15 protein-coding genes are annotated in these 14,585 nt (G+C 71.4%); 5 read left to right on the top strand and 10 right to left on the bottom strand.

All coding sequences use genetic code 11. From position 1 onward, the window contains the following. Positions 1 to 107 precede the first annotated feature (107 nt). On the top strand, positions 108 to 599 hold the full coding sequence (locus HHX41_RS38515; protein ID WP_169981911.1) for an Lrp/AsnC family transcriptional regulator: 492 nt from the start codon (positions 108 to 110) through the stop codon (positions 597 to 599). A gap of 53 nt (positions 600 to 652) precedes the next feature. Here the strand turns inward: HHX41_RS38515 and HHX41_RS38520 are convergent, their stop codons facing one another. Together HHX41_RS38520 and HHX41_RS38525 are read right to left on the bottom strand one after the other, a co-directional pair. Then, the gene (locus HHX41_RS38520) at positions 653 to 1,306 is read right to left on the bottom strand and encodes a cyclase family protein (RefSeq protein ID WP_169981913.1); all 654 of its coding nucleotides are present in this window, start codon (positions 1,304 to 1,306) and stop codon (positions 653 to 655) included. A 44-nt stretch (positions 1,307 to 1,350) separates the two neighbouring features. After that, positions 1,351 to 2,199 (bottom strand): nitrilase-related carbon-nitrogen hydrolase, encoded by an 849-nt coding sequence (locus HHX41_RS38525; protein WP_182909886.1) that lies wholly within the window; start codon positions 2,197 to 2,199, stop codon positions 1,351 to 1,353. A gap of 104 nt (positions 2,200 to 2,303) precedes the next feature. Between HHX41_RS38525 and HHX41_RS38530 the strand changes: the two genes are divergently transcribed. Continuing rightward, entirely contained in the window at positions 2,304 to 3,761 is a 1,458-nt protein-coding gene (locus HHX41_RS38530) for a PucR family transcriptional regulator (RefSeq protein ID WP_310742369.1), read from the top strand. 16 nt (positions 3,762 to 3,777) lie between these two features. On the opposite strand, the gene HHX41_RS38535 is transcribed toward HHX41_RS38530, so the two are convergent. Together HHX41_RS38535 and HHX41_RS38540 are read right to left on the bottom strand one after the other, a co-directional pair. After that, positions 3,778 to 5,193, bottom strand: a complete 1,416-nt coding sequence (locus HHX41_RS38535) for a M1 family metallopeptidase (RefSeq protein ID WP_182909888.1) — start codon at positions 5,191 to 5,193, stop codon at positions 3,778 to 3,780. 69 nt (positions 5,194 to 5,262) lie between these two features. Further along, positions 5,263 to 6,090, bottom strand: coding sequence for a DivIVA domain-containing protein (locus HHX41_RS38540; protein WP_182909889.1), 828 nt, complete (start codon positions 6,088 to 6,090; stop codon positions 5,263 to 5,265). An 89-nt stretch (positions 6,091 to 6,179) separates the two neighbouring features. Here HHX41_RS38540 and HHX41_RS38545 point away from each other — a divergent pair, with 89 nt between their 5' ends. Then, positions 6,180 to 6,938: an ATP-binding cassette domain-containing protein gene (locus HHX41_RS38545; RefSeq protein WP_182909890.1), complete on the top strand. Its 759-nt coding sequence runs from the start codon at positions 6,180 to 6,182 to the stop codon at positions 6,936 to 6,938. After that, the gene (locus HHX41_RS38550) at positions 6,935 to 7,606 is read left to right on the top strand and encodes a hypothetical protein (protein WP_182909891.1); all 672 of its coding nucleotides are present in this window, start codon (positions 6,935 to 6,937) and stop codon (positions 7,604 to 7,606) included. The genes HHX41_RS38545 and HHX41_RS38550 overlap by 4 nt, the downstream gene beginning before the upstream one ends. Positions 7,607 to 7,613: 7 nt before the next feature. Here HHX41_RS38550 and rlmN read toward each other — a convergent pair whose 3' ends face one another. Continuing rightward, the gene (gene rlmN / locus HHX41_RS38555) at positions 7,614 to 8,729 is read right to left on the bottom strand and encodes a 23S rRNA (adenine(2503)-C(2))-methyltransferase RlmN (protein WP_169981920.1); all 1,116 of its coding nucleotides are present in this window, start codon (positions 8,727 to 8,729) and stop codon (positions 7,614 to 7,616) included. A 104-nt stretch (positions 8,730 to 8,833) separates the two neighbouring features. On the opposite strand from rlmN, the gene HHX41_RS38560 reads away from it, so the two are divergent. Next, on the top strand, positions 8,834 to 9,868 hold the full coding sequence (locus HHX41_RS38560; RefSeq protein WP_169981921.1) for a suppressor of fused domain protein: 1,035 nt from the start codon (positions 8,834 to 8,836) through the stop codon (positions 9,866 to 9,868). 7 nt (positions 9,869 to 9,875) lie between these two features. On the opposite strand, the gene HHX41_RS38565 is transcribed toward HHX41_RS38560, so the two are convergent. The 5 genes from HHX41_RS38565 to rpsB all read right to left on the bottom strand — a co-directional run bounded on the left by HHX41_RS38565 (position 9,876) and on the right by rpsB (position 14,398). After that, complete coding sequence (locus HHX41_RS38565) at positions 9,876 to 10,715, bottom strand: phosphatidate cytidylyltransferase (RefSeq protein ID WP_182909892.1); 840 nt, start codon at positions 10,713 to 10,715, stop codon at positions 9,876 to 9,878. Positions 10,716 to 11,075: 360 nt separating this feature from the next. Beyond that, on the bottom strand, positions 11,076 to 11,633 hold the full coding sequence (gene frr, locus HHX41_RS38570) for a ribosome recycling factor (RefSeq protein ID WP_182909893.1): 558 nt from the start codon (positions 11,631 to 11,633) through the stop codon (positions 11,076 to 11,078). Positions 11,634 to 11,642: 9 nt separating this feature from the next. Then, on the bottom strand, positions 11,643 to 12,413 hold the full coding sequence (gene pyrH, locus HHX41_RS38575; protein ID WP_169953526.1) for a UMP kinase: 771 nt from the start codon (positions 12,411 to 12,413) through the stop codon (positions 11,643 to 11,645). Between the two features lie 53 nt (positions 12,414 to 12,466). Beyond that, positions 12,467 to 13,300 (bottom strand): translation elongation factor Ts, encoded by an 834-nt coding sequence (tsf, locus tag HHX41_RS38580; RefSeq protein ID WP_169981924.1) that lies wholly within the window; start codon positions 13,298 to 13,300, stop codon positions 12,467 to 12,469. Positions 13,301 to 13,492: 192 nt separating this feature from the next. After that, positions 13,493 to 14,398, bottom strand: coding sequence for a 30S ribosomal protein S2 (gene rpsB, locus HHX41_RS38585; protein ID WP_169981925.1), 906 nt, complete (start codon positions 14,396 to 14,398; stop codon positions 13,493 to 13,495). Between the last annotated feature and the right edge of the window lie 187 nt (positions 14,399 to 14,585).

Below are 14,585 nucleotides of genomic sequence, written 5' to 3' on the forward strand. Positions count from 1 at the left end.
CTCAGCTGACAACATGTCAGACCACGATCGCAACATGTCAAAAACGGTGCTGTAACACCAGGTCGCTACGACGGCCGAAGCCCGCCAAGAGAGGACACCCCCCGAGGATGACGACTCCCCCCAAGGCTCGCGCGGCTGCCGCTAAGGGTGGGCCGGTGGTGCTCGACGAGATCTCCAAGCAGATCATCGAGCAGCTTCAGATGGACGGGCGAAAGCCGTACGCCGCCATCGGCAAGGCGGTGGGGCTGTCGGAGGCCGCGGTGCGCCAGCGCGTGCAGCGCCTGCTCGACCTCGGCGTCATGCAGATCGTCGCCGTCACCGACCCGCTCACCCTGGGCTTCCCCCGTCAGGCCATGATCGGCATCAAGTGCGAGGGCGATCTGGAGCGGGTCGCCGACGAGCTGGCGCAGATCCCCGAGATCGACTACGTGGTGCTGACGGCCGGGTCGGTCGACATCATGGTCGAGGTGGTCTGCGAGGGCGACACCCACCTGCTGGAGATCCTGGGGAAGATCCGGGCGATCTCCAGCGTGCGGGCGACCGAGACGTTCGTCTACCTCAAGCTGCACAAGCAGACGTACTCGTGGGGGACGCACTGACGACGCCCGGCACGGCCGTCAGCACGGCGAGCAGCGGGGCGGTGGACAGGCCCTCAGCCGATCCTGGCGACGGCGCGTACGGGCGCGCCGTCGGCCCCGGTCAGGCGCAGCGGGAGCAGCGAGACCTCCACCCGGCGGCCGGCTGCCTGGGCCTCCAGCAGAGGGCCCAGGTTGCGCAGGTTCTCGGCGATCACCGCGTGCGCCCCGCACAGGGCCCGGTGCGCCGGCAGGTCGGCCGGAGCCGGCGTCGGGTCGACGCTGAGGGCGTCGATGCCGACCGTACGCACCCCCGCGGCGACGATCAGGCGGGCGGTCTCCTCCGCCAGGTACGGGTGGGCCTGGTAGTCCGGCGTCCCCCAGTGCTCGTCCCAGCCGGTCGCGACGAGCAGGACGGTTCCCGGCCGCAGCCGTCCCGCCACCGCCTCCAGCGTCCCGGGGGTGACCGGCGAGCGCGGCGGCAGGCCCCGGACGTCGAGGACGGCCGCGGGGCCGAGGAACCGCTCCAGCGGCACGTCGTCCAGCGTCGGCAAAGTGTCGTCGATGTGGAACGGCGCGTCCACGTGCGTGCCGGACTGGGAGCCGAGGTGCAGGCCGAGGACGTTGACGCCCTCGGCCGCCACGGTGAGGGCGGGCGCGATCTCGACCTCGGGGTCTCCGGGATAGACGGGCATGCCGCTCACGACGGGCACCGACAGGTCGACGATCACGGCTTCTCCCCTGGCCTCAGGCCTCCCCGGCGCGGGCGGGCCGATCAGATCGTAGGCCACGGGTAGAGATCGGTCCGCCGGTCGCGGTGGACGTCGTTGCGCGGGCCGGTGGCCTTGTCCCTGGCGCGGGCCAGGTCGCAGTCGGCGACCAGCACGGCCGGCCCGTCCCTGAGCACGGGGCCCGCCAGCGGGTATCCGTTCGGTCCGATCAGCGACGTCCCGCGCACCCAGTCCACGCCCCGCTCGGCCGCGCACCGGTCGGCCACGGCGACGAACATGCGGTTGGCCGCGGCGGCGATCTGGGCGTACGCGACCAGCACCGGGCGCTCCCCGGCGGGAACGGGCGAGGCGGGCCAGTTGGTGGAGACGGCGAGGAGGTCGGCCCCGGCCAGGCCCACGGACCGCACCCACTCGGGGAACTCCAGGTCGTAGCAGACCATCATCCCGACGCGGCCGATCTCGGTGTCCACGACGGGAGCCGGCGCGTCGCCGGGCGTGAACACGTCCTGCTCGTCGTGCCACAGATGGGCCTTGCGGTAGACGGCCCTGGTCCCGGTGGCGTCGACCATGACCTGACTGTTCCGCAGGACGCCGTCGGCCAGCTCGCAGAATCCGCCCACGATCACCAGGTCGTGGGCGCGCGCCAGGCGGGCCCAGGCGGTGACGGTCGGGCCGTCGGCGGGCTCGGCGAGGCTCTTGGCCTCCTCGGCGCCCGAGAAGACGTAGCCGCTGTTGACGAGCTCGGGCAGCACCACCAGCCGGGCGCCGGCCTCGGCCGCCTCCGCGATCGCCGCTTCGGCGGCGGCACGGTTCGACTCGGGCTCGCCCACCCGCAGCGGGACCTGCGCGACCGCGACCCGCGTCACGGCCGCGCCATCGTCCGCCGTCGTCATGCGTTCCTCCAGGTCATGGGGAGAGCGTCATGGGGAGAGCGCTTCAGCACGCTCACCCTCCAATCAGGACAATTAGGGATATCACGGGAAATAGGCTGACCGCTGTGGACGGGCACAACACCGTGGAGGACCTGCTGCGCTCCCCCGCGCTGCAACTGCGGGTGCTGGCGGGCGAGCGCGGCCTCGGCAGGTCGGTCTCCTGGGCCCATGTGAGTGAGCTGGAGGACCCCACGCCCTGGCTGCTCGGGGCCGAGGTCATCATGACGACGGGCATCGGCGTCCCGCGCGCCGCCGCCGCCCAGCGGGCGTACCTGGAACGGCTCGACGACGCGGGGGTGGCGGCGCTCGCGCTCAGCGCGGGCCTGCACGTCCCCCCGCTGCGCCGGGCCTTTCTCGACGCCGCCGAGGAGCGCGGGTTCCCCGTGCTGGAGGTGCCGCTGGCCGTGCCGTTCATCGCGATCGCCCAGGAGGTCGCGGCGGCGGTGCAGGAGGACGCCCGGCAGCGGCTGGGGGCCCAGCTGCAGGTGTTCGGCGCGCTGCGCTGGCTCGCGTCCGAGGGGCTGGACACGGCGGGGCTGTTCCGGCGGCTCGAACGGCTGTCGGGCTACGAGATCTTCCTGAGCACGCCGCAGGGCCGCCCGCTGCTGCCGGGCGTGCCGGCGCCCCCGGCGTCCGTACGGCTGCCCGCCTCGGCGGACGCGCCGCCGACGATCCCCGGCGGCTTCGCGCTGCCGGTGCCCGCGCCCGGCGGGCCGGCCGGGTTCCTGGTCGCCTTCGAGCGGGAGGGCGCCCGCCCGGCCGGGCTCGCCGTGGTCCAGCACATCGCGACCGTCGCCGCCCTGCGGGTGGCGATGGTGCGCAGCGAGCGCGAGACGCTGCGCCGCCAGGGAGCGGAGACGCTGGCCGAGCTGCTGCAGGACGTGCTCGACCCGGAGACCGCCCGGCGCAGGCTCGCCCTGATGGGCCTGCCGCCGGATCGCGACGTCGTTCTCCTCGTGGTGCGCGACGCCGCCGACGACGCCGTGGTCCGGGCCCTCGCCGAGCATCCGCACCTCATGCTCCGCCGGCATCGGGACCTGTACGTGCTGACGGCGGCGGCCGTCGCCACCGCGGAGCTGGAGGCGGTGCCCGGCATCGCGGCCGGAGTCAGCCGCCCCGTCACACCCGGGTCATCGCTGCGCGTCGCGCAGCGGGAGGCCCTGTGGGCGGCCTCCCGCGCCGCCGAGGCGGGCCGGCCGCTGGTCGCCTACGGCGAGGACACCACCGGCCGGTGGCTGCCGGACGACGTGGGCGTGCTGGCCGCCCTGGTCGAGCACGTGCTCGGCGACGTCCTGCGGTACGACGCCGAACACGGATCGGATCTCATCACGTCGGTCCGCACGTGGATGGAGCGCGACCGCCGCGTCGACGACGCCGCGCGAGCCCTGCATGTGCATCCCAACACGCTGTCGTACCGGCTGCGCCGCTTCGGCGCGCTGACCGGGCGCGACCTGTCGGCGACCGGCGACTTCGCCGAGGTGTGGCTCGCCATCCGGGCGGCGGCCCAGCTCGGCGGGCTCTAGTTCACGCCCGGACGGGTCACAGCTTCGGCTTGGCCGCCCGGTACAGCCACGCGTCGAACAGGTCGTCCAGGTCCCGGCCGGACAACCGCTCCGCCAGGGCGATGAGGTCCTTCGTGGTGACCGTGGAGTGCCGGTTCTGCCTGGCCCAGGTGCGCAGCAGCGTGAAGAACGTCTCGTCGCCGATCTCCTTGCGCAGCGCGTGCACGGTCATGGCGCCCCGCACGTAGATCGCGTTCCAGTCGAACATGCCGTCGCGGCCCGGGTCGCCGGTCTTGAGCTTCCAGAAGTCGCCGCCGGCCCTGTGCCTGTACTGCTCGGCGAAAATCCGCTCGGCGGAGGGGCCGCCGTGCTGCTCCTGGTACAGCCACTCGGCGTACGACGCGAAGCCCTCGTTCAGCCAGATGTCCTTCCAGCTGCGCAGGCCGACGCTGTCGCCGAACCACTGGTGGGCCAGTTCGTGCACGATCACGAGCTCGTCCGACATGACCTTGTCGTACACCGGCCTGCCCTGCGTCTCCAGCGCGTAGTCGACGTCGAGCCGGTCGGCGACGCCGCCCGTGGAGGAGAACGGGTAGTCGCCGAAGACCTTCGACTCCCACCTGATCGCCTTGGCCGTGGTGCTGTGCAGGCGCTTGAACTCCTTGGCCAGCGAGGGGTCGTACGCCGTGATGTTGGGCTTGCCTCCGACGGTGCCCCGGGTGACCGTGAACTTCCCGATCGCGACCATGGCGAGGTACGGCGCCATGGGGTGGCGCATCGTCCACTTCGAGGTCCGGTAGCCGTCGCGCGGGCCGGCGACGCCGGAGTTGTCCGGCTCGCCGTTGGCCAGGACCGTCAGTCCCTCGGGCGCGGTGACCTCGAAGGTGAAGGTGGCCTTGTCACGCGGGTGGTCGTTGGCCGGGAACCAGCTGCGGGCGCCGTCCGGCTCGGCCACCGCGACGGCGCCGTCCTCGGTGTCGATCCAGCCGGCGACGCCGAGCGCCCTGTCCTTGATCGCCTTCGGCCGGCCGGCGTAGGACACCTCGACCGTGAACTTCTTCCCCGACGGCAGCCCGTGCCGGGGTGTGACGACGAGCTCCTGGCCCTTCCGGACGTACGACGCCCGCCGGCCGTTCACCTCGACCTCGCTGATCGCCGGCCCGGAGAAGTCGAGGTCGAACCGGGACAGGTTCTTCGTCGCCGTCGCCGTGATCGTCGTCGTGGCGCTGAGGTGGCGGGTCTGCGGGGTGAACCGCAGCCGGATCGCGTAGTGGGCGACGTCATAGCCGCCGTTGCCCGCGAGGGGGAAGTACGGGTCGCCGAGACCGGCCGAGCCGGGGGTGTAGGCGCCGGAGCCGGTGCTCGCCCGGGCCGCCGGCACGGTCGCCAGGGGGATGACCGCGGTGAGCCCGGCCGCGACGAGCCCCGGCCAGGGGGATGATCTGCGAAGCATGATCCCTATCGTGGTGTATTGCTCCACGAAAATTAGGATTTATGCGCTTTTAGCGGGGTGCCGATTGGATCACGGGCGGCGTTCCAGCACGCTCGCCATCTCGGCCAGGAAGCCGTCCACCTCGCGGATCGCGTAGCCGGGCCGGAACACGACGGTGGCGAACGTGGCCTTCCTGACCTGCTCCGCCGTCAGCGGCTCGGCCGTCGTCCCGCGCAGCGTCGCCACCACCCGGTCGAGGAACTCGTCGACCTCCTCCTCCCGGTAGCCCATCCCGAGCCGTCCGGGGTGGAAGGCCACGCGTTCGACCCGGACCGCCTGCGCCTCCAGCCAGGACTCCGTGCCCGGCTCCGGTGGTGGCGTGCCCGTCTTCCCGGCGGCGTTCACTGGGGCCGCTTCCGATCCCGTGCGCTCCCCGTCCCCCGTACGGCGCGCCGCGGCCCGGGCGGCCGGCGCCGCGACGAGGGGCTGCGTCACGGCGGTCTCCGCGGCGGCGGCCCCCGTGGTGGCGGCCCCTGTAGTGGCGGGCCCTGTCACGGCGGACTCTTTGGCGGCAGGCTCTTCGGCGGCGGACCGTGGAGTCGCGGGCCCGGGAGCGCCGGTCGCGAGCCGCGCCCGCGAATCGTCGCCCTGACCGGCTCTGGCCTCGACAGCCACGATGAACGCGTCGAGCGCGAAGTCCACCGCCGTCTCGTTGTAACCCCCGAGTTTGACGGCGAACCTCGCGTTCCTGATCTCGTCGGCCGTCACCGGCGGCCCGTCGGCCGGGCCACGTCCGAGCGTCGACTCGATCCTGCGCACGAAGTCGTCGACCTGTTGGGGGTCATAGCCCAGGCGCACGGCCATGACGCGGGGAAAGCGGTTCACCAGACCTCCGGCCCACTGCTCATGCCCGACCATTTTGACGGGAGTCCCAACAGAAAGGCGAGACCCAAAGATCGCCCGATGTCGGTACGCCTGGAGGAACATCCCGATAAGCTCCAGAAACTATGCGGATCGCCAGTCTCTCCTTCCGGTACGGACGGCGAGCCCCCTGGGTCTTGCGGGACGCCGGTCTGGTCCTCGATCCGGGAGACGTGGTCGAGGTCACCGGGCCCAACGGCACCGGCAAGTCGACCCTGCTGCGGCTCGTCGCCGGGCTGCTCAGGCCCGTACGCGGAAGCGTCGAGGACCGCCCCCGGGTCGTCGGATACGCCCCCGAGCGGTTCCCCGCGGACCAGCCGTTCACCGTGGCGTCCTACCTGCGGCACATGGCGGCGGTCCGGAGGGTGAGCACGGACGCGATCGGCCGGTGGAGCGAACGGCTCGGCATGGACCACCTGCTCGGACAGCGCCTGCCCGATCTGTCCAAGGGCAGCGCGCACAAGGTGGGCCTCGCGCAGGCGCTGCTCGCCGAACCGGGGTTGCTCGTGCTCGACGAACCCTTCGCCGGTCTCGACGCCGCCACCCGGGCCGAACTCCCCACGATCATCGAAGAGGTCGGCGCGCGCGGCGGGATCGTGATGGTGAGCGACCACCAGGGCGATCTGCGCGCCTTTCCCGGCCTGCGCCGCTGTGAGGTCCGCGACCGCGCCGTACGGGAACTCGAGCCGGTCGAGGAGACCGGCGAGTCCGCTCTGACCGTGCTGGAGGTGGCGGTGACCGCGTCGCGGGCGGCGGACCTGGCCGAGCGTCTGCGTGCCGAGGGCTGCACGGTACATGTCACGGGCCGCATCACGGCCCGCGCCGCCGGGGAGGCCGCCGGATGACGTCCGTGATCGCGCTGGCACGGTTCCGCGTCGCCGGCTACGTCGCCTCCCACCGGGCCCTGCAACCGCTCATCGGACTGCTGGCGCTGCTGGCGATCCTCTACGCGACCGCCGTCCCCGCCGGTCAGGAGATCGCGGCCACCGCGGACTCGGCGGCCATGCTCGTGCCGGTGCTCGCCTGGGCCGCGCGCGGCCTGCTCGACACCGAACCCGACGAGCAGCGCAGCGTCGCCCTGTCCGCGCTGGGGCCGAGAGAGCTGGTGAGCGGGCTGCTGGCGGCGTTCTCCTCGCTGCTCGTCCTGACCGCGGTCGCCGAGGCCGCGCTGCTCGCCCGTCTCGCCGCCTCTCCCACGCTCACCGTGCTCCTCGCCGGGGTGTGGCTGCACCTGCTGTCGGCGGCGGCGGGGCTCACACTCGGGGCGCTGACCAGCCGCCCGATCCTGCCCTCACCGGCGGTCTCCACCATCGCCCTGATCCTCGGCTACCTGTCGATGCTGGTGATCAGCCTGGCCGGGGGCCGCTGGCTCACCGTGCCGGTCATGGGCTGGATGCGCGACGCCCACCACGGCGTGCTGCTCACCGGGCTGCCCCTGCTCACGGTGCAGTCAGTGCTGTGGCCCGCGATCGGCCTGGCGGCCTACACCTGGCTGCGCCGCACCCGGCCCTGAACCGGGATCAGGGCGCAGGCGCGGCGGCGAGCTGCCCGCACGCCCCGTCGATCTCCCTGCCCCGGGTGTCCCGCACGGTGACGGCGACGCCGTGGGACTCCAGGCGGCGTACGAAGGCCCGCTCGTCCTCGGGACGGGAGGCCGTCCACTTCGAGCCCGGAGTGGGGTTCAGCGGAATCAGGTTGACGTGCACGAGCTTGTTCTTGAGCAGGCGGCCGAGCAGGTCGGCCCGCCACTCCTGGTCGTTGATGTCCTTGATCAGCGCGTACTCGATGGACACGCGCCGCTTGGTCTTGGCCGCATAGCTCCACGCGGCGTCGAGCACCTCCGCGACCTTCCACCGGGTGTTGATCGGCACCAGTGTGTCCCTGAGCTCGTCGTCCGGGGCGTGGAGGGAGACGGCGAGCGTCACCGGCAGTCCCTCGTCGGCGAGCTTGCCGATCGCCGGCACCAGGCCGACCGTCGAGACCGTGACCCCGCGCGCCGAGATGCCGAGGCCCTCCGGCGCCGGGTCGACCAGGCGGCGTACCGCGCCGATCACGGCCTTGTAGTTGGCCATCGGCTCGCCCATGCCCATGAAGACCACATTGGTCACCCGGCCGGGACCACCGGGGACCTCGTCGCGCGCCAGCGCCCGCGCTCCCGCGACGACCTGCTCGACGATCTCGGCGGTGGACATGTTGCGGGTGAGCCCGGCCTGGCCGGTCGCGCAGAACGGGCAGTTCATGCCGCACCCGGCCTGGGAGGAGACGCACATCGTGACGCGGTCGGGGTAGCGCATGAGGACCGACTCGACCAGCGAGCCGTCGAACAGCTTCCACAACGTCTTACGCGTCATGCCGCCGTCACAGGTGATCTCGCGTACGGACGTCAGCAGCGGGGGCATGAGCTGCTCGACCAGCCGCTCGCGCAGCGCGCCCGGCAGGTCGGTCATCTGCTCGGGAGAGCCGGTCAGCCGGGTGAAGTAGTGACGGGAGAGCTGATCGGCGCGGAACGGCTTCTCCCCCAGCTCCGCCACCGCCGCCCTGCGTTCGGCCATGGTCAGGTCGGCCAGGTGGCGCTGCGGCTTGGCCCGGCGGGGCGCCACGAAGGTCAGCTGCCCGGTCTTCGGCTGCTCGCTCACGCAAAACCCTTTCCATCTCCCGCCGCCATGGTCTTAACGACTGGCGCGCGCGGTTTTACATTCTGTCTGGCGGTCGAATCCCGGAGGCGTACGAGAGGTGAGGTGTGGACACCACTGTCGTGCTCACCAGCCCCAACCCCTACGGGAGCCGCACACTGACGATCGAAGCCGACCGGACCTCCTCCGTAGCTTACCTTCGCGACGCGAAGGGGATCGTCCACGGAGCGGTCTGGCTGGCCAACCACGTCCCCGCGCCCGCCGAGGCCGATCTCGCCCGGGCAGGCGCCGGGCTGCCGCCGGTGATGCCCGAGGCGCACACCGCGCACCCCTCCGGCCGGCCGCCACTCGACGCGGAGTCGCTGTCGGTGCTGTGGTTCGAGGAGGGCGACGGCGTCGCCCTGTACGAGAACGACACGCTCCTGGCGGTCATTCCGGCGTGGGCCGACCTGGAGCGCGGCATGCCCGGGTACGCGCGGGACGCCGTCGGGGAGTCGCCGTTCGCCTGGCCGCTCGGCGAGGCGCTGGAGGGCCTGTCCCCCCGGGTGGCCAAGGCCCGCGCGTACTGGCAGTGGCGGCAGGCGGAGGGCAGCTGGGCCACCTACCAGCAGTTCGTGCTCGGCCACCTCGACGGCAGGCTCGGGCCGCCGGGCCGATACTGGGACGTCGGCGGCGGCCGGTTCCCCATGGTCGGGGTCAGCGAGCGGCCTGCCACGTTCACCCGGGACTACACGGTGCTGTCCACCGTGGGCATGAGCTGCCAGCGGATGCCCGCCGCGGAGATGTACGACACGGCGTGCCGCGTGGAACTCGCGCTGGCGACCAGGCAGGATCCGAGGGTCGCCGCACGGCTGTTCGCCTGGCTCGGGCAGTATCCGTGGCGGTCGGTGACATGGCTGGGACACGGGCACACGGCCCGCTGGTTCCAGAACCCGCTCACGTTCCCGTTGGACGGCGGGCACCAGGGAGTGCTCATGCTGACGGACCCGCCCGGCCTGCCGGACATGTCAGGATTCGTCTTCGGCGGTGACGCCGTACGGTGGCTGTGGTTGCTCCCGCTCACCGAGTCCGAGCTGCGCCTCGTGGCCGACCACGGCCATCGGGCGATCAGCGAACGGCTGGCGATGACCAGCCGGCTCTGACAGGCTGTCAGGCGACCGGGACCAGGAGCGTGAGCAGCAGCCACACGGGGACGAGCGTGAACAGCAGCGAGTCGAGCCGGTCCATGGCCCCGCCGTGCCCCGGCAGCAGCGTGCCCATGTCCTTGATGCCGATGTCACGCTTGATGACCGACTCGACCAGGTCGCCGAGCGTCGCGCACACCACTCCGGCCAGGCCGACGACGGCGCCTTCCCAGTACTCGCCCCGCAACAGGAAGTGGACCAGTAACGCGCCGCCCACGACGCAGGCGAGGGTGGACCCGGCGAAGCCCTCCCAGGTCTTCTTCGGGCTGATGAGCGGGGACATCCGGTGCTTGCCGAGGAAGATCCCGGCGAAGTAGCCGCCGATGTCGCTGCAGACGGTGACCGCGACGAAGACGATCACGCGGTCCGGCCCGTCCTCGGGAGCCAGCAGCAGCGGCACGAAGCCCGCCAGCAGCGCCGGATAGACCGCGACGAACACCGCGGCGGTCGCGTCCCTGACGAAGCCTTCGGTTCCCTGGAACATGCGCCAGGCCAGCAGCACCATCACGGTCACGCCGAACGCGCCGACCAGGAACGTCGTGCCGCCCCAGTAGGGCCCGAGCACCATGGCCGCCATGCCGGCCAGCAGGGGCGGCAGCGGCACCCGGATGCCGAACCCGCCGAACGCCTTGACGATCTCGTGTATGCCGACGCCGACGGCCAGCAGGACCACGACCAGGAAAGCGACCTTGACGGTGTAGAGCGAGCCGATGACCGCCGCGCCGAGCGCGACGCCGACCCCCACGGCGGCCGGGAGGTTGCGGCCCGTACGGCCCGACGACTTCTTGGCGGCGTCACCCTGCATGCCCGAAGCACCGGTTCCTTCCGGGTCCCCGAGACCGCCCGGCGTGGATGCCGTGCCCGCACCGGAACCGGCGTCCCCGCTCTGGGCGGCGCCACGGTCCGCGCCGGCACCGGCGAGGCCGTTCGACGCGGAAGCCTGCCCGGCGCCCGGACCGGCGCCGGTGCGGCCACCCGACTCGGGACCGTGTCCGGCACCTGTGGGGCCCGCCGGGCCCCCCGCCGGGTTCCGGTCGCCGGCGGCAGCAGTTCCGTCCACAGCGTCCCACTCTCTATATACGCGTGATCCTTGTGCCGCCCGCTCTCGCGGTGCGGCACAAGGATCACGGTCGTGCCTTGCGGGCCCGGGTGCCGGGCCGCGTCGTCAGACCTCGAGCAGCTCGGCTTCCTTGTGCTTCAGCAGCTCGTCGATCTTCGCGACGTGCTTCTGGGTGAGGTCGTCGAGCTCCTTGACCGCGCGATGGACCTCGTCCTCGCCCGCCTCGCCGTCCTTGACGAGCTTGTCGAGGATCTCCTTGGCGTGCCGGCGGATGTTCCGTACCGACACTCGGCCGTGCTCCGCCTTGTTGCGGGCGACCTTGATGTACTCCTTGCGGCGCTCCTCCGACAGCTCGGGGAACACCACGCGGACCACGGTGCCGTCGTTGCTCGGGTTGACGCCGAGGTCGCTGTCGCGGATGGCCCTCTCGACCGCGTTCAGCGAGCCCTTGTCGTACGGCTGCACGAGCACCATGCGCGCCTCGGGGACGTGGAACGACGCGAGCTGCTGGATCGGTGTCGGCGACCCGTAGTAGTCAACGGTGATTTTGTTGAACATCGAGGGCGTGACGCGGCCGGTGCGGATGCTCGCGAAGTCATCCTTGGCGACCGTCACCGCCTTGTCCATCTTCTCCTCGGCCTCGAGGAGGGTTTCGTCGATCACTGCGGCTCCCTACTTCCCTGCCGGACTCACCAGCGTGCCGATCTTCTCACCACGAACCGCCCGGAGGATGTTGCCCTCGCCCATGAGGTCGAAGACCACGATGGGCAGGCCGTTGTCCATGCACAGGCTGATCGCGGTGGCGTCCATGACCCCGAGACCCCGCGTCAGCACCTCACCGTACTCAAGCTGGTCGAACCGGACCGCGTCGGGGTTCTTGCGCGGGTCCGAGTCGTACACACCGTCGACCTGGGTGCCCTTGAGCAACGCCTCGGCGCCGATCTCCAGCGCGCGCTGCGCCGCGCAGGTGTCGGTCGAGAAGAACGGCGAGCCGAGGCCCGCGCCGAAGATCACCACGCGCCCCTTCTCCAGGTGGCGGATCGCGCGGCGCGGCAGGAACGGCTCGGCGACCTGCTGCATCGTGATCGCGGTCTGTACGCGGGTGTCGATGCCGCGCTTCTCCAGGAAGTCCTGCAGGGCGAGGCAGTTGATGACGGTCCCGAGCATGCCCATGTAGTCGGCCCGGGCGCGGTCCATGCCGCCCTGCGACAGCGCAGCGCCGCGGAACATGTTGCCGCCGCCGACGACGACCGCCACCTGCACGCCCTCACGGACCGCTTCGGCGACCGAGTCCGCCAGCTGGGCGACGACACGCGGGTCGATGCCGAGCGACTCGCCGCCCGCGAAGGCCTCGCCCGACAGCTTCAGCATCACCCGCTTCCAGCGCAGCGTCCCGTCGTACGACGAAGCCGCCGGCGTGGCGGGTCTGGTGTTCTCCTGCACGGCGGCGGCCTCCTCGGTAGTCAGCGCGGGTCGAAAAGCTCCTGGCAGTAAGCCTAAGCCTGGCCGACCTTGTAACGGGTGAAGGCCAGGACCTTGACGCCGGCCTCCTCCGCGACCTTCTTGATCGTCTTCTTGTTGTCCTTCACGAACGCCTGCTCAAGCAGGGTGAAGTCCTTGTACCAGCCGTTGATCCGGCCGTCGACGATCTTCGGGATGGCAGCCTCGGGCTTGCCCTCCTCGCGGGTCATCTGCTCGAACAGCGACCGCTCCTTCTCCACGACCTCGGCGGGCACCTCAGCGGGGCTCAGGTACTTCGGCGCCATGGCGGCGGTGTGCTGGGCGATGTCCTTGGCGATCTCGGCGTTCGGCGTGTCGAGCTGCACGAGCACGCCCACGGCCGGCGGGAGCTGCGGGTCGGTCTTGTGCATGTAGGAGGTGATGAAGCCACCCTCCAGCAGCGAGAACCGGCGAATCTCGATCTTCTCGCCGAGCGCCGCGTTGGCCTCGTCGAGCAGCTCCTTGACGGTCTTGCCGTTCAGCTGGGACTCGAGCAGGGTCGGCACGTCGCCGGGCTTGGTCGCGACGATGTGCCCGACGATCTCGGCCGCGAGCTCCTGGAAACGCTCGTTCTTGGCGACGAAGTCGGTCTCGCAGTTGAGCTCCAGCAGCGCCGCGAGGGAGTCGCCCTCGTGCTTGACGGCGACCAGGCCGTTCGAGGCGGTGCGGGCCTCGCGCTTGCCGACGTCCTTGGCGCCCTTCAGGCGCAGGATGTCGACGGCCTTGTCGAAGTCGCCCTCGGACTCCTCGAGCGCCTTCTTGCAGTCCATCATGCCGGCGGCGGTCAGCTCACGAAGGCGCTTGACGTCGGCCATGTTTACGGAAGCCATTGTCCAATTTCCTCTTCGGGACCCGGATGAATCGTCTGGGGGGTGGGCACCCGTGCCGAGCGCCCACCCGGTGAAGCCCTCAGTGCGGGGGGTGTGTCCCTACCGCACCGGAACCAGGTCGCTGCCTGGGAGATCCCCGCCCGTCGCGGCCGGCCGGAGGCGCCGCGCCCGGCGGGGACCCATGGTCGTACCTCAGGCCTGCTCGTCCTGCGCGGGCTGCTCGGCGGCCGGAGCCTCAGCGGCCGGAGCCTCAGCGGCGGGGGCCTCGGCGGTCTCGGCAGCGGGAGCCTCGGCGGTCTCGGCGGCCGGAGCGGCCTCGCCGCCCTCGAGGAGCTCGCGCTCCCACTCGGCCAGCGGCTCGGCGGCGGCGACGCCCGCGGGCTTCTCGTCACCGCGGCCGGCGCCCGCACGGGTCATGAGGCCGTCGGCGACGGCGTCGGCGATCACGCGAGTGAGGAGGCTGACGGCGCGGATCGCGTCGTCGTTGCCCGGGATCGGGTAGTCGACCTCGTCCGGGTCGCAGTTGGTGTCCAGGATCGCGACGACCGGGATGCCGAGCTTCTTGGCCTCGTTGATCGCGATGTGCTCCTTCTTGGTGTCCACGACCCAGACCGCGCTCGGGACGCGGGCCATGTCACGGATACCGCCGAGGGTGCGCTCCAGCTTCTCCTTCTCGCGGCGGCGCATCAGGAGCTCCTTCTTGGTGAGCCCGGAGCCGGCCACGTTGTCGAAGTCGAGCTCCTCGAGCTCCTTCAGCCGCTGGAGCCTCTTGTGCACGGTGGAGAAGTTGGTGAGCATGCCGCCCAGCCAGCGCTGGTTCACGTACGGCATGCCGACGCGCGACGCCTGCTCGACGATCGACTCCTGCGCCTGCTTCTTCGTGCCGATGAACATGATGGTGCCGCCGTGCGCGACGGTCTCCTTCACGAAGTCGTAGGCACGGTCGATGAACGACAGCGACTTCTGCAGGTCGATGATGTAGATGCCGTTGCGCTCGGTGAAGATGAAGCGCTTCATCTTCGGGTTCCACCGGCGGGTCTGGTGGCCGAAGTGGACGCCGCTCTCCAGCAGCTGCCGCATCGTGACGACAGGGGCCATGGTGATGGTCCTCCATGGTCGTGTGCCCTCGGGCACGGTCTCGGTTGGTCACGCGGGCGTCTTGCCCGCGCCCTGACGCCCCGAGCCGCTTCCACCGGACGTGGTCCGGACCGAGAAGGCGGCTCGTGAGTGGGCGTGCGAATTCGGCCCGCCTAGCAGGCCGTCGAATAGTCTACCCGGATCCGCT

The organism is Microbispora sp. H13382 (assembly GCF_014161445.1).
Classification (GTDB): Bacteria; Actinomycetota; Actinomycetes; order Streptosporangiales; family Streptosporangiaceae; genus Microbispora.